Consider the following 25,102-nt stretch of genomic DNA (forward strand, 5'->3'; position numbering starts at 1 on the left):
GGGACCGGATAGGAACGTTTATCGGCTATCCGTTCGTCCTGGCTGCTCCGAAATCAGATCAGGTCGGCCTTGGCGAGGTCCCGCATGAGATGGCTGGCGCCGTAGGTCCAGTGCGGGCAATCGGGCGACAGAAGCACGCGGTTCACCAGCGCGCCGAATTTCTCTGACGAGATGGTGACGATGTCGCCGATCTTGTGGGTGAATCCCTTGCCCTTCTCGCCGCGATCCTTCGACGGCACGAACATGGTGCCGAGATAAAGCGCCAAGCCGTCGGGATACTGGTGGTGCGGCCCCATGGCGGCCGCGACCAGCTCTTCGGGCGAACGGCTGATCTCGGCCATCGAGCTCGCGCCCTCCAGCGAAAACCCGTCCTCGCCCTCGACCTTCAGCCGCACAGTGGCGCGCATGACATCGTCGATGGAAAAGCTTGCGTCGAACAACCGGATGAAGGGCCCAAGCGAGGCCGAGGCATTGTTGTCCTTGGCCTTGCCGAGCAGCAGCGCCGAGCGTCCCTCGACGTCGCGCAGATTGACGTCGTTGCCGATGGTCGCGCCGACGATCTTGCCGGTGCTGGCGGCGATCATGGCGATCTCCGGCTCGGGGTTGTTCCAGGTGGAGACAGGATGCAGCCCGACATCGGCGCCGAAGCCGACGGACGCCATCGGCTGGCATTTGGTGAAGATCTCGGCGTCGGGGCCGATGCCGACTTCCAGATATTGCGACCAGGCGCCGCGCTGGATGAGCTTGGCCTTGATCTCCATCGCCTCAGGCGAGCCGGGCTTCAGCTTCGACAGATCGTGGCCGATCAGCCCGGCAATGTCGGCGCGGATGGCGTCGGCCTTTTCCGCCGAGCCGCGCGCCTGCTCCTCGATGACGCGTTCGAGCAGGCTGACCACGAAGGTCACGCCCGACGCCTTCACCGCCTGCAGGTCGACAGGCGAGAGCAGATAGGGTTTTGCCGGATCGCGGGTGGCCTGAAAACTGTTGGCGGCGATCGCGTCGAGCGAGCCGATCGGTTCGCCCTTGGCAGAGCGCACGTGTCCGGCCGGATCGGCCATCTCGCAGATGTCGCGCACTGTGGGTGCGGTGGTCGAGGTGACGTCGAAAACGATGCCGTCGCGCACGGTGACCACCAGCGGATGCGAGGCATCGCTTGCCCTGGCTCGGCCGATGAAGAGCCCGTCGGCGGGAAGCTGCGTTGGGTTCGTCATGGCTTACGGTCCTTTGATGATCGAGATGGCAGCTGGGCCGCTGCACTTTCACCGGATTCACGCCAAAGGTCTATCCCGTGGCGCAGGCAATTGTCGGTTCTGACATGAGGCCCGCTCTTTCAAAAAAATGAAACTGGCACTAGAATTTTCATTTTCCGCATACTCCAGGTGAAGCCTTGCCCGCACCGTTTTCCGTTCCGATCTGGCAGAAGCCGCAGACCGCATCCGCCTTCCAGTTGCTCGTCACTGCGCCGGTCGACGTTGCCATCGTCGGCGGCGGCTTCATGGGCCTGTCGACCGCCTTGCACGCAGCCCGGCTCGGTCTCGGTGTACAGGTGCTGGAGGCTGGCGAGATCGGCCAGGGCGCCTCGGGCCTCAATGGCGGCCAGGTCATTCCCGGCCTGAAATATGATCCCGAATGGCTGCTCGAGCATTTCGGCCCCGAGCGTGGCCAAGCGCTGGTCGATTTCGCCGCCTCGACGGCGGATACGGTGTTCGATCTCATCCAAGACGAAAAGCTGGCGGTGCCGTTCACCCGCAATGGCTGGATCCAGGCCGCGCATACCGAAACCGCATTGAAAGCGGCGGCGAACAGGGATCGTCAATGGCGGGCGCGTGGCGCCGATGTCCGGCTTCTGAATGAAAGCGAGATCGCCGCTATGACCGGCGCGCAAGGCTATCTCGGCGGCTGGCTCGACCGCCGCGCCGGTATCATCGATCCGCTCGCCTATACAGTGGAACTGGCGCGCATCGCCGCCGCCGCCGGCGCCAGCATTGCCGAGCGGCAGAAGGTGGTGAAACTCCGCAAGGAGGCCGGCCTTTGGCGTGTCTCAACCGAAAGCGGCGCCGAGGTGCGGGCGAAAGCGGTTGTCCTGGCGACGAACGCCTATACCGATGGACTGCTTCCGGGCCTCGCGGAAACGATCGTGCCGCTGCATTCCTTCCAGGTCGCGACCGCGCCGCTGTCATCCAACCTTGCGGCGACGATCCTGCCGGAAGGGCAGGCGGTGTCCGACTCCAGGCGCATTCTCGTCTACTACCGCAAAACAGCCGACGGCCATCTGGTGCTGGGCGGCCGCGGCCGCATGGCGCGGCCGAGGAGCGAGGCCGACTGGGCGCATCTGCAGCGCGCGCTGGTGCGGCTCTATCCGGCGCTCTCCGATGTCGTCATCGAGAAGCGCTGGTTCGGCCGCGTGGCGATGACACCGGATCACCTGCCGCACATCCATGAGCCGGAAAAGGGCCTGCTCGCCGTGGTTGGTTGCCAGGGCAGGGGCGTCGGCCTGATGACCGCGCTGGGAAAACGCATGGCGGGCTACCTCGCGGGCGGCGATGTCAATCAATTGCCGTTCCCGCTGTCGCCGGTCCGGCCGATTCCGTTCCACGCCTTCCGCCAGGTCGGCGTCGCCGCGACCATCGCCTGGTACCGGATGCTCGACGCCTTCGAGCGCTGATTGGGCGCCGGTCGCCTAGGCCTCGTGGATTCAGCTTGACAGTTTCACAAATATGAAAAAAGCTAAGCCGATTTCATATTTCCGTTGAGCAGTCCGATGTCGAGCATCGTTGCACCAGAAGCGCCGGCAGGGTCGTCCCGAGGCTTCCGCTTCGCCATGTTGCTGCCGGGCGGGCTCGTCACCTTCTTCCTGATCCTGTTTGCCCTCGGCCTGGTGCTGTTCCTCGCTTTGCGCGGCAATGACGGCTCGCTGCTCGGCGCCGGCTTCACGGCAGGCAACTTCATCACCGTGGTCTCCGATCCGCTCTACTGGACGGTGACGCTGCGCTCGCTGGTGATCGCCGGCCTGGTGACGCTGGCGACCGTCGTCACCGCCTATCCCGTCGCCTACTATCTCGCCTTCCATGCCGGCCGCCGCCGCAGCCTGCTTTTGTTTCTGGTGACCCTGCCGTTCTGGACCAGCTATCTCCTGCGCGTCTTCGCCTGGAAGATCGTGCTCGCCTACAACGGCGTCTTGAACTCGGCGCTGATCGAAAGCGGCATCTGGTCGGAGCCGACGCTGGCCTTCCTCAACACGCCGGCGGCGGTGGTCGTCACGCTGGCGCATGCCTATGCGCCCTTCGCCATCCTGCCGATCTATGTGGCGCTGGACACCATCCCGAAATCACTGCTCGAAGCCGCCTCCGATCTCGGCGCCAGACCGTTCACGGCGTTTCGCCGCGTCGTCTTGCCCAATTCGATGCCGGGCGTTCTGGCGGCCGCCCTCGTCGTCTTTGTGCCGACGGTCGGCGACTATGTCACCCCGGCCATGGTCGGCGGTCCCGCCAGCACCATGATCGGCACATTGATCCAGTCGCAGTTCGGCAAGGCCAATGACTGGCCGTTCGGGGCGGCACTTTCAGTCTGCGTGATGCTGGTCATCCTCTGCGTGGTGCTGGTCGCACGCGGCGCCGACCGCAAATTCGGCAGCCGCACATGAGCGCGGCGCGGAGAGATGATGGCCGCGGCTGGCTCGGCGTCTATGTGCTTGCCTATCTCGTCTTCCTCTATCTGCCGGTGCTGTTGATCCCGCTGTTTTCCTTCAACAACTCCATCCAGGCCGCGTTTCCGCTGCAGGGCTTCACGCTCGAATGGTATGCCACGCTCTATGGCAATCCGGCGCTGTCCGGCGCGCTTTTGAACAGTCTCGTCATTGGCGTCGTGGCCGCCGCCGGCGCCACGCTCTGCGGCATCACCGTCTCCTATATGGACCTCTACGGTCGTTCGCCGCTCGCCGCCACCATCAGCGCCATCTCCAGGCTGCCGATCCTGATCCCCGGCGTCATCGTCGGCATATCGTTGCTGATCCTCGTCAATCTCATCGGCCTCGGCCCGTCGCGCATCGCCATCGTTCTCGGCCACATACTGGTGGCGCTGCCGACCACCGTGGTGATCATGCGCAGCCGGTTTGCCGCAATTCCGAAAACCATTCGCGAGGCCGCACTCGATCTCGGCGCTTCCGACTGGACGACCTTCCGGCGGGTGATGTTGCCGCTCTCGCTGCCGGCCATCGTCTCGGCCTTCATGCTGGCCTTTCTGATTTCCTTCGACGAGTTCATCGTCGTCTTCTTCCTCGCCGGCACCGAGCCGACGCTGCCGCTCTACATCTGGAGCCAACTGCGTTTTCCTCGCTCGCTGCCGACCGTGATGGCGCTGGGGACAGCTATCCTTGCTGTGTCCGTCATCATCGCCGGCATCGCCGAAATCCTGCGCCATCGCGGGCTGAGCACAGCCCGTCGGACGGCGCCCACCAGTCCAGCCTGAACCATAACAAAAGAGGAGAACCGAAATGGCATTCGACCCGAAATCAATTACTGGGCTGAAACCGATCACTGGCCCGAAATCGATCACTGCAAAGACAGCCCGCACCGGGCTTGCCGCGCTTGCAATCGTCCTGTCGTCGACTGTCGCCTTCGCCGCCGACAAGCTGCAATATTTCACCTGGTCCGGCTATGAACTGCCCGACTTCAACAAGAGCTTCCTGACGGCCCATCCCGATGGCGTCGAGGCCTCGATCTTCGGCGACGACGACGATGCCTTCACCAAGGTCAAGGCCGGCTTCCGCCCCGATATCGCCCATCCCTGCTACGACAAGGTGGCGCGCTGGAACAAGGAAGGCCTGCTGCAGCCGATCGATACCAAGCGCATCAAGAACTGGGATTCGATCTTCCCGGTGTTCAAGAACCTGCCCGACATCCAGGCCGGCGACGGCAAGGTCTGGATGGTGCCGTGGGATTGGGGCAACACCTCGATCCTCTACCGCACCGATCTGGTGAAGAACCCGGAAGCGAGCTGGAACCTTCTGTGGGACAAGCAATATGCCGGCCGCATGGCGACCATCGATGCCGTGCATGACACCCCGATCGTTGCCGCACTTCTGGCCGGCGTAAACCCCTTCGACATGACGCCCGAGCAGATGGACAAGGTGGCGGAAAAGTTGCGCGAGCAGCGTCCCCTCCTCTCCAACTACACCACCGACATGACCTCGGTCGAACAGGCGCTGGCCAGCGGCCAGCTGGTCGCCGCCATGACCTGGAACGCGTCGGCAACCTCGCTGAAGAAGCAGGGCGTGCCGGTCGAGTTCATGAAGCCGAAGGAGGGCATGCTGACCTGGGCCTGCGGCTTCGTCATGCTCAAGGACGCCAAAAACGTCGACCTCGCCTATGACTTCATCAACAGCCGGCTCGACGCCGACTCGGGTAAGTACCTGATCCAGGCCTACGGCTATGGCAGCTCGCTCAGCACCGCCTTCGCCGGCGTGGCGAAGGACGAACTGGACAAGCTGCAATTGCCGGCGGACCCGGAGGTGATGCTGAAGACCACCATCTTCACCGGCCCGATGAAGCAGAACGACGATGTGGCGAAGATGTTCGAGAAGGTGAAGGCCGGGGGGTGAGCAGCGCAGACCTCACCTTCTCCCCTTGTGGGAGAAGGTGGATCGGCGCGCAGCGCCGAGACGGATGAGGGGTGGTCCAGGGAACGCCAACGTCTCACTCCGCTGGAACACCCCTCATCCGTCGCCTTCGGCGACACCTTCTCCCACAAGGGGAGAAGGGGGAGCTCTTCGGCGCTGCGCCGCGCCAATAGGACAGTTACAAGGACCCACGCATGGACATGCTTGACGACGCAACCGAGAAACCAAAGGCCGACGCCGACATCCGCGTCGGCCGGCGCGTGCGGGCGCTGCGGCTGGAGCGCAATTTGTCGCTGGCCGAGCTGGCAGCAAAAGCCGGCGTCTCCATCGGTGCGCTGAGCCAGATCGAGCGCGGCCTGTCTTCGCTGCGCGTCAAGGTGATCTGGCCGCTTGCGGCCGCGCTCGACATCGAGCCTTCGGCGCTGATCACCGACGGCAACGAAGCCGCCAACGATCTCTATTGCGTGCGCGCCGACAAAAGGCGGCAGCTCCCGGTCAAGTCGGAAGGCATCGCCAAGGCGCTGCTGTCGCCGCCGGGCGCGGCGCTGACCGGCCTCTTGGTGACCGTGGAAGCCGATGGCGGCACGGCGGAAGCCTACGCGCATATCGGTCACGAGTTCGGCTATGTCCTGTCGGGCGAGGTCGAACTGGTGGTGGACTCGACAAAATACGTGCTGAAGAGCGGCGACTCCTTTGCCTTCAAGAGCACGCTTCTGCACGCCTTCCGCAATCCCGGCACCGAGCCTTGCCAGATCCTCTGGGTCAACACCACCAAGCCGTCCGAGGTTCGCGATGGCGCCTGATGCGCTGGTACGCCTGGACACGGTCTCGAAGGTTTTCCCCGGCGGCATTGTCGGGCTCGACGCCGTCGATCTCGACATTATCAGCGGCGAGTTCATCACCCTGCTCGGGCCCTCGGGCTGCGGCAAGACCACCAGCCTGCGCGTCATTGCCGGTTTCGAGAGCCCGTCGAGCGGCAAGGTGCTGCTCGATGGTCGCGACATCACCGCGCTCAGGCCGTTCGACCGTCCCGTCAACACCGTGTTCCAGGATTATGCGCTGTTCCCGCATATGAACGTCGCCGAGAATGTCGGCTTCGGCCTGTCGCTGCGCAAACTGTCCGGCGCCGAGCAGGCAAAGCGCGTCCGCGAAGCCCTCGACATGGTCGGCCTCGCCGACAAGCTCGGCGCCCGCGTTTCCGAACTGTCGGGTGGCCAGCGCCAGCGCGTCGCGCTCGCCCGCGCCATAGTCTGCGAGCCGCGCGTTCTGCTGCTCGATGAACCGCTGTCGGCGCTCGATGCGCATCTGCGCGAACAGATGCAGGTCGAACTGAAGCGGCTGCAGTCGCGGCTCGGCACCACCTTCGTCATGGTCACCCACGACCAGACCGAAGCGCTGTCGATCTCCGACCGCATCGTCGTCATGAACAAGGGCCGCATCGAGCAGATCGCGCCGCCGGCTACGCTTTACGACCGGCCGGCGACGAAATTCGTCGCAAGCTTCATCGGCACCATGAACCTCTTGCAATCGCGCTTCATCGGCCGCGACGGCGACCGCCTGCGCTTCGCCGCTGGCGGGCTTTCGCTGGAAGCAACATCTGAAACCGGCGACACACCCGGCGAAGGCACTGAGCGCACCATCGGCGTTCGCCCCGAGGACTTGCTGGCCACCACCGATGCCGCCGCCGGCACCGCGCCGGCGCGCGTCAACTCCATCGTCTTCCACGGCCGCACGCTGCGGCTGCATGCTGAGCTGGGGCAGGGATTGCCGGTGGTGATCGATGCGCCGCGCCAGGCCGAGGGCTTTCAATTCAGCGTCGGCGACGTGGCGCATATCAGCCTGCGCCGTGGTGCCAACTGCCCTATGCTGCCAAGCTGATCCAACCCAATCCCTTCATCGACGGTTGGATTTAACCTGCTGTGAAGATCGCCAAGGTGGAATTAAGTGTGAATTGACTCGCAAAGGAACATATTCCTACTTTGCGGGATGCCCGAACTAAGCACCCGACCGCGCCGAAATGTGCAAACCCTCTGCTTGGCGCATGAAGTCGGGCAGCTAATTCGTGTTCGATGTCGGAACTGCAACATCACTCGACACTATCTGCCTGGCGATCTCGCAAAGCTGGTTGGTGATATCCCCTTTTGGGATGTGGAGCGGCACATGCGGTGCGAGCGCTGCAAAGGTCGTGAGCTCGATGCAGGCATCATTCTGCCAAGCGCTGCTGAACGCCTTAAAATTCGCGTCAGACGTCTTGTCGAAATCCGCATGGTTCGCCGGGTAATCTGGCGAGACGACGATTGAGGAGAGCCGATTTCGGGCTAAAACAGAGACCCTTGGGCCGGGGCCTGTGGTGGGAACTTGATCTGTGTGGCTGGCTTCTCAACGATCACCAACGCGTCGTTGGGCGCCGTCCGCTGCAAACGCCGTGCTTCCGACCATGGCGCCGTCAGCCAAGCCTCGGTTTCCTCCGGCGTGGTGAGGATCACGGGCATAGCCTTCTCATGTATCGGCGCAATGAGAGCATTAGGCTTGGTGGTCATGAAGGCGTATAGCTCGAAGTCGCCGGGACCGTCCTTGACCTTTCGCACGCCCTGCCAAGACGTCCAGAAACCAGCGAAGAAGAACAGCGGCCGGCTCTCGCCACGGGCAAACCAGTAATTTCGCTGGATTCCTGTTTCCGGGTCTTTATCGTTCGCCGCAGGGCTGGGCTCGGCGAAGCTGGTCACCGGCACGACACATCTGTGCTCGACGCCCACATATTGCTGCCAGTGCGAATATTGCGGATTGCGAACGTTGGTGGTGCCGTAGTCGGCCTTACCTTTCATGCGCTCGGGCGGCGTTGGCAAACCCCAAAGCAGTTTCGCCAGTTCACGCTCCCCATCCGCCCTGTTGCGAACGACCAGCCCAGGTTGATTGGGATAGACATCAAGCGAAGGTTCGAGGTTGCCGCTGATATCGTGCAATGTGCGGGTCCATTGGCGGACCGCCTCTTGCGTCGTCGTGATGTTGTAGAGGTTGCACATGCACCCAGCATTGCGGAATTGGCTTTTGTCTGCAACCGAAGTCGCTGTCCGACGCCGCCGCAATCGTCGTCACACAGCCGCGCTATATCATCGTCCTGACACACCTTGTCAGCTGTCGTGTGGGTAAAGGTGGCGGGCCGGCAAGCGCTTCCCTACTTCAAACCAGTCTGAACAGGAGGAACACACATGACCATCGCGGATGTTGCCAAGGATTTCACCGAAATGCTCCAGCAGGGGGATCACCTGGGTGCTGGTGAAAAGTACAATGCCGATGATATCGTCAGCCTCGAAGCGATGGAGGGGCCGATGGCCATTGCCCGTGGCAAGGAAGCTCTCAGGCAAAAGGGCGAATGGTGGCAAGCGAACCACGAACTCCATGGCGGCTCTGTCGAAGGCCCCTATGTCAACGGCGACCAGTTCGCGGTGCGCTTCAAGTTCGACATAACGCCCAAGGCCACCGGCGAACGGGTCACCATGGACGAGGTTGGCCTGTACACGGTCAAGAACGGCAAGATCACAGAAGAGCGCTTCTACTACTGAGCCCGGGTGCCGTCGGGTTCCGGCGCGCTTCGCTGCACGACCCAAAAACCAGGCGGCCGGGACAAAAGTCCTGGCCGCAGTGGGAAAAGCTCAAATGGTCTTCACATACTGCGCCAACTGATCGGCCACCGTGCCCCAGCCGTCGAAGAACCCCATCTCTTCATGATTGTTGCGGGTAGCCTGGTCGCGATGGATGGCCGTTGCCGTGTAGCGCGTGCCCTTGTCATCCGACTGAAGCGAAATGACTGCGGTGATGAAGGCCTCGCCCGAGGGCCGATAGCCCGGCAGCAGCGCATCGGTCCACACCAGCCGCTCGTTCGGCACGATCTCGAGATAGCAGCAATGGCGGTCGTTGACCTCCTTGCCGTCGGGCGATTGCATGCGCGTCCGGAACAGTCCGCCCGGACGAAGGTCGATCTCGCAATCGGTGATCAGCCAGGGCTTGGGCGTGAACCATTGCTTGACATGCTCCGGCACCGTCATCGCGCTCCACAAGAGTTCGCGCGGCGCGTCGAGCTTGCGCTCCAGCACAAGGTCCAGTCTGGGGTCGGGCTTGAAGGGATAGCTCACTTTTCTTGCTCCTTGAGGCTCATCACATAGGCGTCGAATTGATCGAGTCGGCGCTCCCACAGCGTGCGCTGTTCGGCCAGCCAGTTTTCGGCGAGCTGCAGCGGTTCGGGCGCCAGCTGATAGGTCCTGGTGCGGCCGATTTTTTCCGATCGCACCAGACCGCAGCCTTCCAGCACTTTCAGATGCTCGATGAAGGAAGGCAGCGCCATCTCGAAAGGCTGCGCCAACTCGCTGACCGAGGCCGGACTGCGGTTCAACCGCTCGACCACGCGCCGCCGCGTCGGGTCAGCCAGCGCGCGGAAGATGCCGTCGATCGGCGGGAGACTTGTAGTTGGGGCGTGGAGGCTTGGCATGGGCGATCCTGAGGTCCGTCGACGGGTATAGAAAGATACTTAGGAAAATTCCTTAGTATTGGCAAGCCCTAAAAATGGGCTGATGTGACCGGGGTGCTGGCAAAGCGGGAAGGACGGTTTTAGGCTGTCCGGCGGATTCGACCACCAGCCCAAGGGAAGTGCGTTTTGACGATCACCATGTACGGCATCACCACCTGCGACACGATCAGGAAGGCGCGCACCTGGCTGGAGGGCCACGATGTGCCTTACCGTTTTCACGACTACCGGGCCGAGGGGATAGAGGTGGGCAGACTGGATGGATGGATCGGCAAGGTTGGCTGGGAAAAGCTGCTCAACAAGGGCAGCACGACCTTCCGCGAACTGCCCGACAAGCACAAGCAAGGGCTCGACGAGAAGAAGGCCAGGAAGCTGATGCTGGCCAACCCCACGATGATCAAGCGCCCGGTGCTCGAGGTCGGGGATGAGATTTTGGTGGGGTTCAAGCCGGAGGCTTATGAAGGGGTGGTGAAGTAGCGTAGCCCTGCCTCGTCCAGCCTATGGCGTAGCAAGGAGCGAAGCGACGCAGCGCAGACACGAGGATGACGAACGCGTGGAGGGCGATCGCTAATTGTGAAGGCTTTCGCTTGCGGCGTATGCAGCGGTTCGCTGTCTCTCAACCCGTCCAGCGCAAATACCCCGCCAACGCCACCGCATTGTTATGCGCCTCGTCATGTGCGCCATAAAGCAGCGTCACCTTGGCCTTGCCGAGCAAGCCACGCAGTTTCGCCACCGCTTCTCTATTCCCATCCAGCTCGACCGAATACCGCACCTGAAACTCCGCCCATCGCGCCGGCTCATGTCCGAACCACCTCCGCAATTCATCGCTCGGCGCGATCTCCTTCAGCCACAGCGTCAGCGCGGCATCCTCCTTGCTGATGCCGCGCGGCCAGATGCGATCAACCAGCACCCGCTGCCCATCATCGGGCGCGGGTGCTTCGTAAATTCGCTTGACCGTCAGGTCGAAGGCCATCCGCCCTCCGCGAGCTTACGCCCACTCACCCTTGCGCATCACCGGCACCTTGCGGCCATCCTTGTGCACGCCGTCTATGTCGATCTTGTCGGAGCCGATCATCCAGTCGATGTGGATAAAACTCTTGTTGCCGCCGCGCTGGGCGATTTCGTCCTGGGTGAGCGAGGCGCCGTCGACGAAGCATTTTGAATAGCACTGCCCGAGCGCGATGTGGCAGGCGGCGTTCTCGTCGAACAGCGTGTTGAAGAACAGCAGGCCGCTGGCCGAGATCGGCGAGGAATGCGGCACCAGCGCCACCTCGCCGAGCCGGCGCGAACCCTCGTCGGTGTCGAGCACTTTCTTCAGCACGTCCTCGCCCTTCGAAGCCTTGGCCTCGACGATCCTGCCCTCTTCGAAACGCACCGAGATATCGTCGATCAGCGTGCCCTGGTAGGACAGCGGCTTGGTCGAGGATACACGGCCGGAGACGCGCCGTGCATGCGGCGTGGTGAAGACCTCCTCGGTCGGGATGTTCGGATTGCAGGTGACGCCGTTCTTGGCAGTCGAAGCGCCGCCCATCCATTCATGGCCATCGGCCAGCCCGACGGTGAGGTCGGTGCCCGGGCCGCTGAAATGCAGATCGTGAAAATTATGGCCGTTGAGCCATTCGGTGCGGCTGCGCAACGCTGCATTGTGCGCCGTCCAGTTTGCGATCGGGTCTTCCACATCGACCCGTGATGCCGAAAAGATCGCATCGGCGAGCTTCACCACCGCGACATCGTCGGCATCGCCGGGGAAGACCTGTTTTGCCCAGGCGAGATCTGGGAAAGCGACGATGTTCCAGTTGATGTCGAAGCCGGTGATCTTTTCCAGCGCCGGCTGGTAGGCCATAGAGTTCGCCTTGTTGGCGCGCGCCACTTTCGCCGGGTCCTGCGCCGACAACAGCGACGGGTCCTCGCCGCGCACGGCAAGCCGCGCCGCATTGTTGGAAAAGGCCTTCGCCATGCCTTCATACATCCAGCCGGCGGCGCGGTCGAAGCCGGCATCCGCGCCGTAGCGGAAGCGCGCCAGCGTGATCTCGTCATCATTGAAGATTGGGGTCACCAGGCCGGCGCCCGCTTTATAAGCGTGCTCAACGATGCGCCTGGTCAGCGGCAGTGCGGCGATCGACGAGGTCAGCACCAGATCCTGCCCCGGCTGCAATTGCAGCCCCACCTTGATGGCGACTTCCGCCAGCCTGTCGAGCTTCACCGGGTCGATGGTTGCGGAAACGCCGCGCGAATGTGTGGTCATGATCCTGCCCTGCCTTGGTCTTGGAGGTGAAGCTCCAACATAGATCGGCGCGGCTGTGCTTTCCAGCACCGTCGCGACGGACAGCCCTAGGCAGCGCTTTCCAGCGCGCTGAACTGCGCCACGGTCGCCGCGATTTCCTCGCGGATCCAGATCTTGAAATCGCGCACCTTGCGGCTTTCGGTCTTGGTGGCCGAGGTCACCAGCCAGTAGCCGAGGCCGCTCTGCGCCCGCACGCCGAAAGGCGCGACGAGGCGGCCGTCGGCCAGCGCGTCGGCGGCCAGCAATTGCCAGCCGAGCATGACGCCATGGCCGGCGATTGCCGATTCCAGGCACAGCATCGGGTCGGTGAAGCGCGCGCCTTTGCGGAAGGTGACTGGTTCGACGTCAGCGGCTTTGAACCAGCTCTCCCAATTGATCATCGCCCGCTCGTCGGTGATGGCGCAGGTCTGCGCGAGGTCTTCGATCGATTTCAGTTTCTCGGCGATCACCGGCGCGCAGACCGGGAAGACTTCCTGCGCCAGAAGCAGCTCCGCCCGCCCGCTCGGCCATTTGCCGTCGCCGAGCCGGATGGCGATGTCTATGTCGGAGCGTTCGAGATCGGCGAGCCGCACCGAGGCGTCGATGCGCAACAGCACATTGGGATGCCGGTCGAAGTGACGTGACAGCCGCGGCAGCAGCCATTTCGAGGCGAAGGCCGGCGCCACCGAAACCACCAGCGTGCACTGGCTTGCCTCGTCGGCCAGCGCCACCGCCTGCGCCAGCTCGCGAAAACCGGCGCCCAGCCGGGCGGAAAAAACCGTGCCGAACTCGGTCAGCACCAGCCCGCTCGCCGTTCGTTCGAACAGCGCCTGTCCAAGCTGCTTTTCGGCGCGGTTGATCTGCTGGCTGACGGCGCTGACGGAGACGTTGAGCTCGCCGGCAGCGGCCGCCAGCGAGCCGAGGCGGGCGACGGTTTCGACGGCGCGCAGGCCGTTGAGATGGACGCGGTTCAGCATAGCCATTCCAGTTTTTCTAAACCGGCGCGGCCGAAATCTCAATTGAAAGACGGCGGAATAGAGCAGATTTTAGCGGGACAGTCAGACCGGCGAGTGGGCCGAGGAGGCAAGGATGGTGACGATCTTATCATTGCTCAAGATCTTTGCGGCTGTTGGCGCGCGGCAAGGCCCGCGCCATGCCGGCGACGCCGTCAATTGGGTGATCGATCCCCTGTCGCATCCGGTGTTCGACACCATGTCTGAGCGCGAGCTTGGCGACATGCCGTTCCGGCTGACGGCGCGCCGCACCGCCTACGAGACCGGCGCAATCGGCTGTGGTTGAGATTCTTAGACATTAGTCGCGAGCCTACTGGCCCAACACAAAGCGGATTGTTTCGGCGGCCGCCAAATCTATTGTGCGCTGCAATGAACGCTGCGCCATCACCCTTGCGTCTAGCCGTAGCCGGCATGATCGCCATGGCCGTTGCCATGGGCATTGGCCGCTTCGTCTACACCCCGATCCTGCCCGGCATGATGGAGGAACTGCATCTGTCGCCGGCCGATGCCGGCTGGATCGCTTCGGCCAACTATCTCGGCTACCTCGCCGGCGCGCTTGCGGCGGCCGGCGGCTGGGCGCATGGGCGCGAGCGGCTGCTGATGTTTGGCGGCCTTGCCGCAAGTGCTGCGCTCGCCGGCCTGATGGGGCTGAGCGAGACGATGACCGCCTTTGTCGTCATCCGCTTCCTTGCCGGCCTGGCCAGTGCCTTCGTCATGGTGTTCATGGCCTCGATCGTCTTTGGTCATTTGGCAGCCGCCAACAGAAGCGACCTGCAGGCGCTGCATTTCGGCGGCGTCGGCCTCGGCATCGCGGCATCCTCGGCGCTGATGGCGGTTCTGGTCACCGAACATGCCGGCTGGGCGTCGGGCTGGCTGTGGTCGGCGGCGATTTCCGCCGGCGGCCTTGCGCTTGTCGCCTGGCTTGCCGGCGGCACCGCGCCCGCTACCGGCCTGGCCGGGCGCGAACCGGCGCTGCCCAAGGACCGGTCGCTGATAAAAGTTATCGTTGCCTACGGCCTGTTCGGCTTCGGCTACGTGGTGACGGCGACGTTCCTCGTTGCCATCGTGCGCCAGGGCGGCGGCGGCCGCGTCTTCGAGGCGACCGTCTGGATGGTCACCGGCCTTGCCGGCTTCCCCTCGGTGTGGCTGTGGCAGAAGGTAGCGGCACGGATCGGGCTTTATGCCGCCTATGCCTTGGGCTGCCTGGTCGAAGTGGTCGGCGTCACCGCCAGCGTCGCCATGGGCGGCGCCGCCGGCCCGTTGCTCGCGGGCGTCCTGCTCGGCGGCACCTTCATCGCCGTTACAGCACTCGGCCTGCAGACCGCCAGGCAGCTCGTGCCGCAGGCGCCGCGCCGGATCTTCGCCATGATGACCGCCGCCTTCGGCATCGGCCAGATCGTCGGCCCTGTCGTCGCCGGCCTGCTGGCGCAAGCCTCGGGCAACTTCTTCCTCGCCTCGATCGTCGCTGCTGGCGTATTGCTGGTATCTGCTGGGATCACCTGGTCGGCCGCGCCAAAATCGCCATGATTGTGGTCTTGCTCGATGCCGGGCATCGGGCACGGGCATTTGCTTTCCACCTAATGTGTGACTTTATGCCCGCTGAACCCCGCTGATTTGCGCATCGACCGAGGATTTCACCACAGTGTTCGTATCCTTCTTCCCGCAGCCGAAGCTGTTTTTCACCTCGGCCGCCGTCTGGAGCCTTTTGCTCATCATAATTTGGTTTTTCGGCGGCCAAGAGCTGGGTACCCTGATTGGGCTTGCTCCGGTGGCAGCCGACACGCCCGTTGGCGTTGAAGTCTTTTGGTCTGACCCGTTCGTCTGGTTCTACCTATACTACGGCACAGGCGTAGCGCTTTTCGCTGGCTTTTGGAGGTGGTATTCACCCCATCCTTGGCAGAACTGGTCGATCCTTGGGTCCGCGCTCATTCTCTTCGTGATCTATTTCCAGGTTCAAGTGGATGTAGCCTTTAACGCTTGGTACGGACCGTTCTACGATCTCATACAGCGGGCGCTCGGCAAGGCGTATTCGACAACGCCGTGGGATTTCTACAGCCAACTGCTGACCATCTCCTGGGTCGCTGGATTGGCCGTTGCCGTGGGTGTCCTTAACCTATTTTTTGTGAGCCATTGGATCTTCCGCTGGCGCACGGCGATGAATGAATACTACATGTTCTATTGGGACAGGCTTCGCACTATCGAAGGAGCGTCGCAGCGTGTCCAGGACGACACCATGCGCTTTTCCACGACGATGGAAGCACTCGGTGTGAATTTGGTCCGCTCGGTAATGACGCTGATCGCATTCTTGCCCGTTCTCCTCGTTCTGTCGAAAAATGTAACTGAATTGCCAATCGTCGGAGAGGTCCCTTACTCCCTAGTGGTGGTAGCGATTGTTTGGTCGATTTTTGGGACTACTTTCTTGGCGCTCGTCGGCATCAAGTTGCCAGGCCTCGAATTCCGTAACCAGCGCGTCGAGGCTGCCTATCGAAAAGAACTTGTTTATGGTGAAGATGATCCGAATCGTGCTCGGCCGCCCACTGTCGCCGAACTATTTAACAATGTGCGGCGAAATTACTTTAGGCTTTACTTCCACTACATGTATTTCAATGTGGCTCGCATATTTTATCTTCAGATAGATAATATATTCCCTTATATAGTATTGGTCCCAACGATGGTGGCCGCCAAAATCAGTTTGGGTCTATTGAACCGAATTCTCGATGCCTTCGGGCAAGTGCGCTCCTCGTTCCAATATCTCGTCAATGCGTGGACAACGATTGTCGAGCTTCTGTCCATTTACAAGCGCCTGCGTGCCTTCGAGGCAATTATCCACGGCGAGCGGCTTCCCGATATCGATCGTCGTTTCCTCGCGCGCCAGGCAAAGGAACCCGACCCGGCTTGATCCTATTTGCACAGACGGTTGGCGGCTCAGCCGCCCACCGCCGCCTGCCTCTCGCTACCACGTTGCCGCTGCACATAATCGCGAAAACTGATGCATTCGACGTCGGCTTTCACGCACGTCTCGTCGGCAAAGCGCTCCAGCGCGTTCCAGTAGGCGCCGTCATTCATCAGCGTGAAATGGAAGCTCAGCACCAGCGGGATGCGCTTGCCCTGATATTGCTTGTCGAAGGCGGCGCGGAACGCCTGGTAGGTCCGATCGCTGAACTCGGCTGCCTGGCTCGGCCGCTCGAAACCGCCGGAATGCCTGACATAGAGATTGTAGTCCATGGCGATCACCGGCCTTGAACTCGGGCCTTCCGGGATCTGTGGCAGCGAAAAGCGGGTCAAGCCGCCGCTGGTCGGCGGCTCGACCGGGCCATTCGAAATGCCGCTGGCGTCATAGTGGTAGCCTGTTTCAGCCAGGGCCTCGTAGAGCCCTTTGCCGGTCGAGAGGTAGGGTGCGCGAAAGCCGACAACCACATATGCGATAGCGTGCCAGCCTGCCGGCTCGGGTGCTATGCCGTTGATCGTATAGGCGTTCTCCAGAATGCGCCCGAACGATGCGAATTCCTTCAGCCAGTCGGTCTTGCTCCAGTCCTTGCCGTCGAAATGGCCGCAGCCATGGCTGGCAATGTCATGGCCCTCCGCAGCGGCAAGCCCGATCTGGTCGAGTCGGTCCGCGACTTCCTGCTTCGAGACGGCAAAGCCGATGTTGGATTTGCCCGCGGACCTGGCCGGCGCGGTGTATTCGGCGCGTGTCTGCTGCGACAGCAGGAACACGCAGGACAGAAAGTAGGTGAAATGCGCGCCGGTGCGCTTGGCCAGCGCCCGGCTGCGCTGCCATTGCGAGATCTCCCGGGCGCTATCGAACGAGATGATGACGATTTGCTTCGGCTTTGCCGGGGCAGGCGGCGCCGGCGGGTCGGCGAAAGCCGCACCAGCCATGGCAAGCACGGCTGAGGAAAACGCAACAACGCGGGACAAACGTGGCATCGGCAATCTGGGCTTGATCTGGAGGCAGTCCAAGCCGGCTATCGGCAAAATGTGGCGTGGGTGCGATCAACGTCGGCAGCTATGCGCCCGGCGATTAGCCGATTTTCCTGCCGAGCCCCTTCCATGCCCGCGAAATTTCGCTAAAACGCGGGCTCAAGAAGCGCCCCTGTTAGGGCAGCAATGGTTTTGATTGATGTCCGACGACAGTTTTATCCGCGAAGTCAACGACGAGATCCGTCGCGAGCAGGCGCAGGCGCTATGGGACCGCTTTGGTCCGGCGATCCTTGGCCTCGCCATCCTGGTGGTGCTTGGCACCGCCGCCTTCGTCGGCTACCGCTATTGGGACGAGACCCGCGCCAACCGCTCCGGCGATGCCTTCTCGCAGGCGCTGAAGCTTGCCAATGACGGCAAGAGCGACGAGGCGCTGACCGCCCTCGAACAGCTGGAAAAGGACGGCTACGGCGCCTATCCGCTGCTCGCCCGCATGCGCGCGGCAACCGTCAAGGCCGACAAGGGCGACTTTGCCGCCGCCGTTACGGATTTCGATGGCGTCGCCGCCGACACCGCCATTCCGCAGGGCATTCGCGACATGGCGCGCCTGCGGGCAGCCCTGCTGCTCGTCGATCACGGCTCCTTCGCCGATGTCTCCAGCCGCGTCGAGGCGCTGACCGCCGACAACAACACGCTGCGCCACACGGCGCGCGAAGCGCTCGGCCTTGCCGCCTGGAAGGAAGGCAAGACCCAGGATGCGCTGAAGCTGTTCGACCAGATCGCCGCCGATGACGGCGCCCCGCGCAACGCGCGCCAGCGGGCGACGCTGATGTCCGAACTGATCCGCGGCTCGGGCGCGTCATGATACGCATCGCCCAAAGCCTGCCCTCGGGCCTGACCCAAGGGCGCGCTGCGGTTTGGGCGATGATATGGATAGCCGGATGAGCTTCAAAGTCGCCATTATCGGCCGGCCCAATGTCGGCAAATCCACGCTTTTCAACCGGCTGGTGGGACGGAAGCTGGCGCTTGTCGACGACACGCCGGGCGTGACCCGCGACCGTCGCGTCCACGCGGCCAAACTCTACGATTTGCATTTCGACGTCATCGACACCGCCGGCTTCGAGGACGCGGCCGCCTCGACGCTGCCCGGCCGCATGCGCGCGCAGACCGAGATCGCCATCCGCGAAGCCGACCTGATCTTCTTCACCATCGACGCCAAGTCCGGGCTTTTGCCCGACGACCGCACCTTTGCCGAGATCGTGCGCAAGTCCGGCAAGCCGGTCGTGCTGGTCGCCAACAAGGCCGAGGCCAAGGGCGCCCAGGGCGGCATGCTGGAAGCCTGGGAACTCGGCCTCGGCGAGCCGATTCCAGTCTCGGCCGAGCATGGCCAGGGCATGCCCGATCTGCGCGACGCGGTGATCGAGGCGCTGGGCAAAGACCGCGCCTTCGGCGAGGAAGAAGACGAGGCCGAGGACGTCGCCGCCAGCGAGGTGCTGATCGGCGAGGACATCACCGATCCCGACGCCGAACCCGCCTATGACGACACCAAGCCGATGCGCATCGCCGTCGTCGGCCGGCCCAATGCCGGCAAGTCGACGCTGATCAACGCGTTGATCGGCGAGGAGCGGCTGCTGACCGGCCCGGAAGCCGGCATCACCCGCGATTCCATCTCCGTCGACTGGGACTGGCATGGCCGCCGGCTAAAACTGTTCGACACTGCCGGCATGCGCCGCAAGGCCAGGATCCACGAGAAGCTGGAAGTGATGTCGGTGCAGGACGGCTTGCGCGCCATCCGCTTTGCCGAGATCGTCATCATCGTGCTCGACGCCACCATCCCGTTCGAGAAGCAGGATCTGCAGATCGCCGACCTGATCATCCGCGAGGGCAGGGCGCCGGTCATCGCCTTCAACAAATGGGACCTGATCGACAATCCGCAGGAACTGCTGACGGAACTGCGCGAAAAGACCACACGGCTTTTGCCGCAGGTGCGCGGCATCCAGGCGGTGACGGTTTCGGCCGAGACCGGCCGCAGCCTCGACAAGCTGATGGATGCCGTCATCAAGACGCACAAGGTGTGGAACAGCCGCGTTTCCACCGGCAAGCTCAACCGTTGGCTGGAAAGCATTCTGGCGCATCACCCGCCACCCGCCGTCGCCGGCCGCCGGCTCAAGGTCAAATATGTCACCCAGGCCAAGACCCGGCCGCCGGGTTTCGTCGTCCAGTGCTCGCGGCCCGACGCGATGCCGCAATCCTACGTGCGCTACCTCTCCAACAGCCTGCGCGAAGCCTTCGACATGCCCGGCGTGCCGATCCGGATAGCGCTGCGGACTTCGGACAACCCGTTCGCGGGGAGAGCGAACAAGCGCAAGTGAGCGATGACGGTTGCGGAATTCTCCGCAAGATTGGCGGGACAGCACCCCCCTCTGCCCTGCCGGGCATCTCCCCCGCAAGGGGGGAGATCAGTCGTTTCGTCTTTGGAGCCTCTCTTGCAACGTTGAAAATTGGCGAAAGCATTCGCGAGATCCAATCTCCCCCCTTGCGGGGGAGATGTCCGGCAGGACAGAGGGGGGTGTGACGGAACGCTACGCTGGACAGCCGCTTCCGTCTAAGCGACCTCTCTCAACCGCTCGTCCTGCGGCAGCGCCGCCACCGCCGCGTGCCACAATATATCCGCCAGCCGCGCCGCCACCGGGTCCAGTTCGGCGTCTTTCTGGTGCAGCACCAGCGCCATGGTCGGCAGCGCGGGTAAGCCCAGCGTTTGCGGCGCCATCGCCCTGACATTGGCCGGCAGGCCGATATCGGTGCGGATCGTCAGGCCGAGGCCGGCGGCGACCGCCGCCCAGATGCCGCCAAGGCTGGGGCTGGAGAAGGCCATCCGCCATGGCAGGCCGGCGCGGTCGAGCGTTTCCGTCGTCACTGTGCGCAGCAGGCATGGCGCTTCCAGCGCCACCAGCGGCAGTGCCTCGCCCTCGCGCAGCCTGGTCTCGATCAGCTTTGCCGGCCCGATCCAGCGCAATTGCGCGCCGCCGACATGCCGGCTGTAAGGCAGCGCCTGGCCGCTGTCCCAGGCCAGCGCAATGTCGAGATTGCCTGATGTGATCCGCTCGGCGAGTTCATAGCTGCGCCCGATCCGCGCCTCGATCTTGACCTTGGGGTGCGCGCGGGCGAAGCGTCCGAGCACCTCCGGCAGCACCGCCTCGCCGAAATCCTCCTGCAGGCCGAGCCTGACCCAGCCTTCCAGTTCCACGTCGTGGATGGCCGAGGCCGCCTCGTCGTTCAACTCGAGCAGCCGCCTGGCATAGCCGAGCATGGTTTCGCCGGCTTCGGTCAACGCCAGTCCGCGGCCCGACTTGCGGAAGATCGGCGTCGCCGCCTGGTCCTCCAGCTTCTTCAGTTGCGCGCTCACCGCCGAGGTCGAGCGTCCAAGCCGGTCGGCGGCCTTGGCGAAGCTGCCGAGTTCCATGCCGGTGACGAAGCTTCGGAGGACATCGAGGTCGAAGGTTACGCGGCGCATCTCAACGATCCTGTTTTTCGGGTACGATTGTCAAAAAATTCCCGATATTCGGGATGAAGTTATGGCGGTAAAGACGAGGTGTCAAGGTCCCGAGAGGGCATCAACAGGAGTCCCGCCATGTCGATTGCCGACGCAAATTGTGAGCCAGGCCGGGTTGGCCGAGCCGCCGCCGTCAGGTCGAAGGCTGAACGATTTCGCGCCAATCATCGCTGGAAGGTGCTTGGCATCGGCGTTGCCGCCAATGCCAGTTTCTCCGCCACCTTCGCCGGCATACCGGCGGCGGCGGTGTTTCTGCGGTCGGGCTATCACTTGAGCAATGGCAATCTCGGCCTGGTCCTCGGCCTTCTCGGACTGGGCGTTGCCTTGAGCGAACTGCCCTGGGGTCTGCTCACCGACCGCTGGGGCGATCGCGGCGTGCTATTGACCGGCCTTGGTGCGACCGCGGCGTGGCTCGCCCTGATGGCGTTGTTCATCGTGCCCTCAGTGACCTATGTGCCTGGCGTCGCAATGCTGGCCGCATGCCTTCTGGTCACCGGCCTGCTCGGCGGCAGCGTCAACGGTTCCAGCGGCCGCGCCATCATGGCCTGGTTCCACGAAGGCGAACGTGGCTTTGCCATGAGCATCAGGCAGACCGCGGTGCCGCTCGGCGGCGGGCTCGGCGCGCTGGTCCTGCCGTCGCTGGCATCGGTGCACGGTTTCGCGGCGGTCTTCGGGCTGCTGGCCGCCATGAACGCCGTCTCTGCGCTGTTTGCCTGGCGATGGCTGCACCAGCCGCCGGAATTGGACAATGCCGGCAGCATGGCCATGGCAAAGTCGGGCGGTCCGGCGCCGCTGCGCAATGTCGAGGTCTGGCGCATCGCCACCGCCATCGGCCTGCTCTGCTTTCCGCAAGTGGCGGTGCTCACCTTCGCCTCCGTCTTCCTGCACGATTTCGCCGGCATGGCCACGCTCACGATCAGCGCCAGCCTTGCCGCGGTGCAGACCGGCGCGATGGTGATGCGCGTCTGGAGCGGCCGCTTCACCGACCGCCATGGCAACCGCCGCTGGTTCCTGCGCCTCTGCAGCATGACGAGCGCGCTTGGCTTCGCGGCCGTCTGCTTGCTGGTCCTGGCGGCAGGAGCCACGCCAGACGCCCATGCCGCGTTGATCCCGGCGATCGACGTGCTGCTGGTCGTTGCCGGCATTTCGGTCTCCGCCTGGCATGGCGTCGCCTACACCGAACTCGCCACGCTTGCCGGCGCCAGCCGCGCCGGAACCGCGCTCGGTCTTGCCAACAGCTTCGTCTTCATCGCCTTCTTCGTGGTGCCGACCGCCATTCCGGCTTTGCTGCTCATCTGGTCGTGGCCTGGCGTCTGGCTGGTGGGCGCGCTCTGCGCCATGATTGCATGGCCAATTTTCCTGCGGCCGAACTGACGGGTTGGCCGGCCTGCAAGCGGCGTCCCATTTCGGGCCGCTTCGGAAAAACACGATCAACCGCGTTAACCCCGCATCAAGGTTAATGCTTCACTTTGGCTCTCCAGTGGCTCAGTGGCGTTTCTGGAGAGTTCCCCGTGCATCGACGTGTCCTGAAGCGGCTGGCCGCCGCCGCCGGTGAGAAAAAACGTTCCTTCGTATCGCCATTGGTCATCGGGCTCGGCATCTGGATCGGCTTTCCAACTGTCGTCGCCTACCAGGACATGGGCAGCTTGATTTCCGGCCTCGAAGCCTCGGGCACCCGCTGGAACTCTTATGTCGAGCGCTCCGTCGCCGGCTCGGTTCATGCCGCCGAAATGCCTTTCATCGATTCCGTCACCACCGGTTCGCTCTCGGGTTCGGGCGTGCGCCTGCCCGGCGTCGGCAAGGTCTCGTTTCGCGGCAAGGGCAATGTCGCCGGCATCACGCCCGACGAGGACCGCATCATGCGCGCCGACAAGAAGGGCCGCATCATCCAGGTCTCGCCGGTGGCGCCGCCGAAGAACTTCAATGCCGGCTCGATCTTTCAGCGCACGTCCTCGCTGCTGCGGCCGAGCATGGACAGCGGCCTGAAGCTCGCCTTCGCCAAGCCCGGCATCAAGGGCAAGGAAATCCAGATCGCCCAGGCCTTCCACACCAACGTGGACAAGAAGCCCGATCCCGGCGTGCCGGCCATGCTTGCCGCGTTGGTCAACAATGACAGACCGGACGTGCTGGCCACCGCCTATGCCCAGGCCGAACCCGATTACGCCAAGGCCTCACCCTTCGAAGCGCTGCTGCAGGACGAGGAGCCGAGCAGCGGGCGCTTCATTCCGCCGATGGCCAAGGGTGACCACTCGTGGATCCAGAACCCGCTGCCGGCCAGCGTCTTCTCCACGAAGGAGCAGGCCTGCCTCGCCAACGGCATCTATTTCGAGGCGCGCGGCGAATCCGTGCGCGGCCAGGCCGCCGTCGCGCAGGTCATTCTCAACCGCGTCCGCAATCCGGCCTATCCGAACTCGATTTGCGGCGTCGTCTACCAGAACGACAACTGGCTGAACCGCTGCCAGTTCTCCTTCGCCTGCGACGGCAGCAAGAAGCGCATCGAGAGCCCCGCCCATTACAAGACCGCGCAGGACGTCGCGATGGCGGTCACCGCCGGCAAGATATTCATTCCCGAAGTCGGCTCATCGACCCACTACTACGCCAACTACGTCCATCCGGGCTGGGCGCGCACGATGCAGAAGATGACCAAGATCGGCCTGCATATCTTCTACCGCACCTATGGCGGCGGCTGGAGCTGAGCCCTTCGGCTTGCCTGTCGCAAACGAACCGCAAAGGCCCTGGAAGCCGAAATCGGACAGCGGTCGCCGGACGGATTCGGGGCATGTGCCGACCCGATAGTGCCGGGCACGATGTCGCACCTCGCCAAGTAATTGATTCCAATAGAAAAAATACATGGCTTTGAAGTCCCGCCCGTGGCTTGACGGGCGCAAACCCTCTAACTATGTTGCCGGCGACTTTAGAAGCGGACGGACGGTGACGGTCTGACCGGGCAGGGGGGTTACGATGGCCGACAAGAACGGGCCAGACGGAACCGGAGAAACCGGCCGCGGCAGCAAGCACGAGGCCGACATCCGCGACGAAGATCTCGAACGCCGCCGGCGTGAGCTTGGAGCATCGCTTGCGACAAGACGGCCGGATCAGCTCGAGGGGAATGACGGCGCGAAAGCGACGGCCGGATATGGCCAGGCGCTCAAGCTGTCCAGCGAGTTCATCGCCGGGATAGTGGTGGGTGTGGGCCTTGGCTGGTTTCTGGATCGCGTGGCGGGAACCTCGCCATGGGGTCTGGTCGTCGGCTTGTTGCTGGGCTTTGGCGCCGGCGTGCTCAATGTCCTGCGTTCGTCAGGTGTTGTGGCGGAATTCGGAAAAAGCGAGAAGTCGCACGATCCGAAAGAATGAAATGGCGCGCCGCCAATGGCGCACAAGGACACTTAAGGCCGCTCGCGGTTTTGACGGGGATGTAAATGGCTGCTGACAAGGTCGATCCGATCCACCAGTTCCATATCGTCAAGCTGATTCCGATCAATATCGGAGGCTATGACCTGTCCTTCACCAATTCGTCCCTGTTCATGGTCGCGACCGTGCTCGTCGCATCGGCGTTTCTGTACCTCTCGACCTCCAGCCGCAGCCTTGTTCCCGGGCGCCTGCAGTCGGTTTCGGAAATGGGCTACGAGTTCGTCTCCAACATGCTGCGCGACGCCGCCGGAACGCAGGGCATGAAGTTCTTCCCCTTCGTGTTCTCGCTGTTCATGTTCGTGCTGGTCGCCAACCTGCTTGGCCTTTTCCCCTACTTCTTCACCGTCACCAGCCACATCATCGTCACCTTCGGCCTCGCAGCCCTCGTGATCGGAACCGTCGTTGTCTACGGCTTCACGAAGCACGGTCTGGGCTTCCTCAAGCTCTTCGTGCCGCACGGCGTTCCGGTGTTCCTGTTACCGCTGGTGGTGCTGATCGAGGTGATCTCCTTCGTGTCGCGCCCGGTCAGCCTCTCGGTTCGTCTGTTCGCCAACATGCTGGCCGGCCACATCACCCTGAAGGTGTTTTCGGGCTTCGTCGTCAGCCTGAGCGCGCTCGGCGCCGTCGGCGTTGCCGGTTCGGTGTTGCCGCTGGCCATGGCAGTCGCGCTGACCGCGCTGGAATTGCTGGTCGCTTTCCTGCAGGCCTACGTCTTTGCGGTGCTGACCTGCATGTATCTGAACGACGCCCTGCATCCCGGGCACTGACCTTAGAATTTCCGGCATCTTTCGCCGGATGGAAT

The 25,102-nt window shown here is 63.3% G+C and carries 26 protein-coding genes; 17 read left to right on the forward strand and 9 right to left on the reverse strand.

The window, feature by feature from the left end; translation table 11 throughout:
- Positions 1-53: 53 nt before the first annotated feature.
- On the reverse strand, positions 54-1,211 hold the full coding sequence (locus tag NKH35_RS16680) for a fumarylacetoacetate hydrolase family protein (RefSeq protein WP_352915423.1): 1,158 nt from the start codon (positions 1,209-1,211) through the stop codon (positions 54-56).
- A gap of 176 nt (positions 1,212-1,387) precedes the next feature.
- Here NKH35_RS16680 and NKH35_RS16685 point away from each other — a divergent pair, with 176 nt between their 5' ends.
- The 6 genes from NKH35_RS16685 to NKH35_RS16710 all read left to right on the forward strand — a co-directional run bounded on the left by NKH35_RS16685 (position 1,388) and on the right by NKH35_RS16710 (position 7,495).
- A complete protein-coding gene (locus NKH35_RS16685; protein WP_352561100.1) occupies positions 1,388-2,665 on the forward strand; it encodes an NAD(P)/FAD-dependent oxidoreductase in 1,278 nt (425 codons plus the stop codon).
- A gap of 96 nt (positions 2,666-2,761) precedes the next feature.
- Positions 2,762-3,643, forward strand: coding sequence for an ABC transporter permease (locus tag NKH35_RS16690; protein ID WP_352519957.1), 882 nt, complete (start codon positions 2,762-2,764; stop codon positions 3,641-3,643).
- The gene (locus NKH35_RS16695; protein WP_023709184.1) at positions 3,640-4,467 is read left to right on the forward strand and encodes an ABC transporter permease; all 828 of its coding nucleotides are present in this window, start codon (positions 3,640-3,642) and stop codon (positions 4,465-4,467) included. The genes NKH35_RS16690 and NKH35_RS16695 overlap by 4 nt, the downstream gene beginning before the upstream one ends.
- A 25-nt stretch (positions 4,468-4,492) precedes the next feature.
- Positions 4,493-5,599 (forward strand): ABC transporter substrate-binding protein, encoded by a 1,107-nt coding sequence (locus NKH35_RS16700; RefSeq protein WP_352519958.1) that lies wholly within the window; start codon positions 4,493-4,495, stop codon positions 5,597-5,599.
- Positions 5,600-5,811: 212 nt separating this feature from the next.
- Positions 5,812-6,420, forward strand: a complete 609-nt coding sequence (locus NKH35_RS16705; protein ID WP_023687089.1) for a helix-turn-helix domain-containing protein — start codon at positions 5,812-5,814, stop codon at positions 6,418-6,420.
- The gene (locus NKH35_RS16710) at positions 6,410-7,495 is read left to right on the forward strand and encodes an ABC transporter ATP-binding protein (RefSeq protein WP_023687090.1); all 1,086 of its coding nucleotides are present in this window, start codon (positions 6,410-6,412) and stop codon (positions 7,493-7,495) included. Before NKH35_RS16705 ends, NKH35_RS16710 begins: the two co-directional genes overlap by 11 nt.
- Before the next feature lie 440 nt (positions 7,496-7,935).
- Here NKH35_RS16710 and NKH35_RS16715 read toward each other — a convergent pair whose 3' ends face one another.
- Positions 7,936-8,640 (reverse strand): SOS response-associated peptidase, encoded by a 705-nt coding sequence (locus tag NKH35_RS16715; protein ID WP_023732141.1) that lies wholly within the window; start codon positions 8,638-8,640, stop codon positions 7,936-7,938.
- A 186-nt stretch (positions 8,641-8,826) separates the two neighbouring features.
- Here NKH35_RS16715 and NKH35_RS16720 point away from each other — a divergent pair, with 186 nt between their 5' ends.
- On the forward strand, positions 8,827-9,180 hold the full coding sequence (locus NKH35_RS16720; RefSeq protein ID WP_023732140.1) for a nuclear transport factor 2 family protein: 354 nt from the start codon (positions 8,827-8,829) through the stop codon (positions 9,178-9,180).
- A 90-nt stretch (positions 9,181-9,270) separates the two neighbouring features.
- Here NKH35_RS16720 and NKH35_RS16725 read toward each other — a convergent pair whose 3' ends face one another.
- Both NKH35_RS16725 and NKH35_RS16730 read right to left on the reverse strand, forming a co-directional pair.
- On the reverse strand, positions 9,271-9,750 hold the full coding sequence (locus NKH35_RS16725) for an SRPBCC family protein (RefSeq protein ID WP_023732139.1): 480 nt from the start codon (positions 9,748-9,750) through the stop codon (positions 9,271-9,273).
- Entirely contained in the window at positions 9,747-10,103 is a 357-nt protein-coding gene (locus tag NKH35_RS16730; RefSeq protein WP_023687094.1) for an ArsR/SmtB family transcription factor, read from the reverse strand. The genes NKH35_RS16725 and NKH35_RS16730 overlap by 4 nt, the downstream gene beginning before the upstream one ends.
- 165 nt (positions 10,104-10,268) lie before the next feature.
- On the opposite strand from NKH35_RS16730, the gene NKH35_RS16735 reads away from it, so the two are divergent.
- The gene (locus NKH35_RS16735; protein ID WP_023687095.1) at positions 10,269-10,616 is read left to right on the forward strand and encodes an ArsC family reductase; all 348 of its coding nucleotides are present in this window, start codon (positions 10,269-10,271) and stop codon (positions 10,614-10,616) included.
- 139 nt (positions 10,617-10,755) lie between these two features.
- Here the strand turns inward: NKH35_RS16735 and NKH35_RS16740 are convergent, their stop codons facing one another.
- The 3 genes from NKH35_RS16740 to NKH35_RS16750 all read right to left on the reverse strand — a co-directional run bounded on the left by NKH35_RS16740 (position 10,756) and on the right by NKH35_RS16750 (position 13,385).
- A complete protein-coding gene (locus NKH35_RS16740; RefSeq protein ID WP_023704867.1) occupies positions 10,756-11,112 on the reverse strand; it encodes a DUF488 domain-containing protein in 357 nt (118 codons plus the stop codon).
- A 15-nt stretch (positions 11,113-11,127) separates the two neighbouring features.
- A complete protein-coding gene (locus tag NKH35_RS16745; protein ID WP_023732138.1) occupies positions 11,128-12,384 on the reverse strand; it encodes an aminopeptidase in 1,257 nt (418 codons plus the stop codon).
- Between the two features lie 86 nt (positions 12,385-12,470).
- Positions 12,471-13,385 (reverse strand): LysR substrate-binding domain-containing protein, encoded by a 915-nt coding sequence (locus tag NKH35_RS16750; RefSeq protein ID WP_023732137.1) that lies wholly within the window; start codon positions 13,383-13,385, stop codon positions 12,471-12,473.
- Positions 13,386-13,491: 106 nt separating this feature from the next.
- On the opposite strand from NKH35_RS16750, the gene NKH35_RS16755 reads away from it, so the two are divergent.
- The 3 genes from NKH35_RS16755 to sbmA all read left to right on the forward strand — a co-directional run bounded on the left by NKH35_RS16755 (position 13,492) and on the right by sbmA (position 16,314).
- A complete protein-coding gene (locus NKH35_RS16755; RefSeq protein ID WP_023732136.1) occupies positions 13,492-13,701 on the forward strand; it encodes a hypothetical protein in 210 nt (69 codons plus the stop codon).
- 83 nt (positions 13,702-13,784) lie between these two features.
- The gene (locus NKH35_RS16760) at positions 13,785-14,942 is read left to right on the forward strand and encodes a YbfB/YjiJ family MFS transporter (protein ID WP_023732135.1); all 1,158 of its coding nucleotides are present in this window, start codon (positions 13,785-13,787) and stop codon (positions 14,940-14,942) included.
- A gap of 115 nt (positions 14,943-15,057) precedes the next feature.
- The gene (gene sbmA, locus NKH35_RS16765) at positions 15,058-16,314 is read left to right on the forward strand and encodes a peptide antibiotic transporter SbmA (protein ID WP_023732134.1); all 1,257 of its coding nucleotides are present in this window, start codon (positions 15,058-15,060) and stop codon (positions 16,312-16,314) included.
- Positions 16,315-16,340: 26 nt separating this feature from the next.
- On the opposite strand, the gene NKH35_RS16770 is transcribed toward sbmA, so the two are convergent.
- Positions 16,341-17,345: a polysaccharide deacetylase family protein gene (locus tag NKH35_RS16770; RefSeq protein WP_352915429.1), complete on the reverse strand. Its 1,005-nt coding sequence runs from the start codon at positions 17,343-17,345 to the stop codon at positions 16,341-16,343.
- 193 nt (positions 17,346-17,538) lie between these two features.
- Here NKH35_RS16770 and NKH35_RS16775 point away from each other — a divergent pair, with 193 nt between their 5' ends.
- The gene (locus NKH35_RS16775) at positions 17,539-18,201 is read left to right on the forward strand and encodes a tetratricopeptide repeat protein (RefSeq protein ID WP_023732132.1); all 663 of its coding nucleotides are present in this window, start codon (positions 17,539-17,541) and stop codon (positions 18,199-18,201) included.
- 76 nt (positions 18,202-18,277) lie between these two features.
- Positions 18,278-19,708, forward strand: coding sequence for a ribosome biogenesis GTPase Der (gene der / locus NKH35_RS16780; RefSeq protein ID WP_023668490.1), 1,431 nt, complete (start codon positions 18,278-18,280; stop codon positions 19,706-19,708).
- Between the two features lie 233 nt (positions 19,709-19,941).
- Here der and NKH35_RS16785 read toward each other — a convergent pair whose 3' ends face one another.
- Positions 19,942-20,850 carry a LysR substrate-binding domain-containing protein gene (locus tag NKH35_RS16785; protein ID WP_023732130.1) on the reverse strand — a complete coding sequence of 303 codons (909 nt, stop codon included), beginning with the start codon at positions 20,848-20,850 and terminating at the stop codon, positions 19,942-19,944.
- A 117-nt stretch (positions 20,851-20,967) separates the two neighbouring features.
- On the opposite strand from NKH35_RS16785, the gene NKH35_RS16790 reads away from it, so the two are divergent.
- From NKH35_RS16790 to NKH35_RS16805, 4 genes are all read left to right on the forward strand, one after another.
- On the forward strand, positions 20,968-22,263 hold the full coding sequence (locus tag NKH35_RS16790) for an MFS transporter (protein WP_023754075.1): 1,296 nt from the start codon (positions 20,968-20,970) through the stop codon (positions 22,261-22,263).
- A gap of 137 nt (positions 22,264-22,400) precedes the next feature.
- Entirely contained in the window at positions 22,401-23,585 is a 1,185-nt protein-coding gene (locus tag NKH35_RS16795; protein WP_023732128.1) for a cell wall hydrolase, read from the forward strand.
- Positions 23,586-23,850: 265 nt separating this feature from the next.
- Positions 23,851-24,243: an AtpZ/AtpI family protein gene (locus NKH35_RS16800; protein ID WP_023668486.1), complete on the forward strand. Its 393-nt coding sequence runs from the start codon at positions 23,851-23,853 to the stop codon at positions 24,241-24,243.
- Positions 24,244-24,308: 65 nt separating this feature from the next.
- A complete protein-coding gene (locus NKH35_RS16805; protein ID WP_023668485.1) occupies positions 24,309-25,067 on the forward strand; it encodes a F0F1 ATP synthase subunit A in 759 nt (252 codons plus the stop codon).
- Positions 25,068-25,102: the final 35 nt, after the last annotated feature.

The organism is Mesorhizobium sp. M1143 (genome assembly GCF_040318435.1).
Lineage (GTDB): Bacteria > Pseudomonadota > Alphaproteobacteria > Rhizobiales > Rhizobiaceae > Mesorhizobium.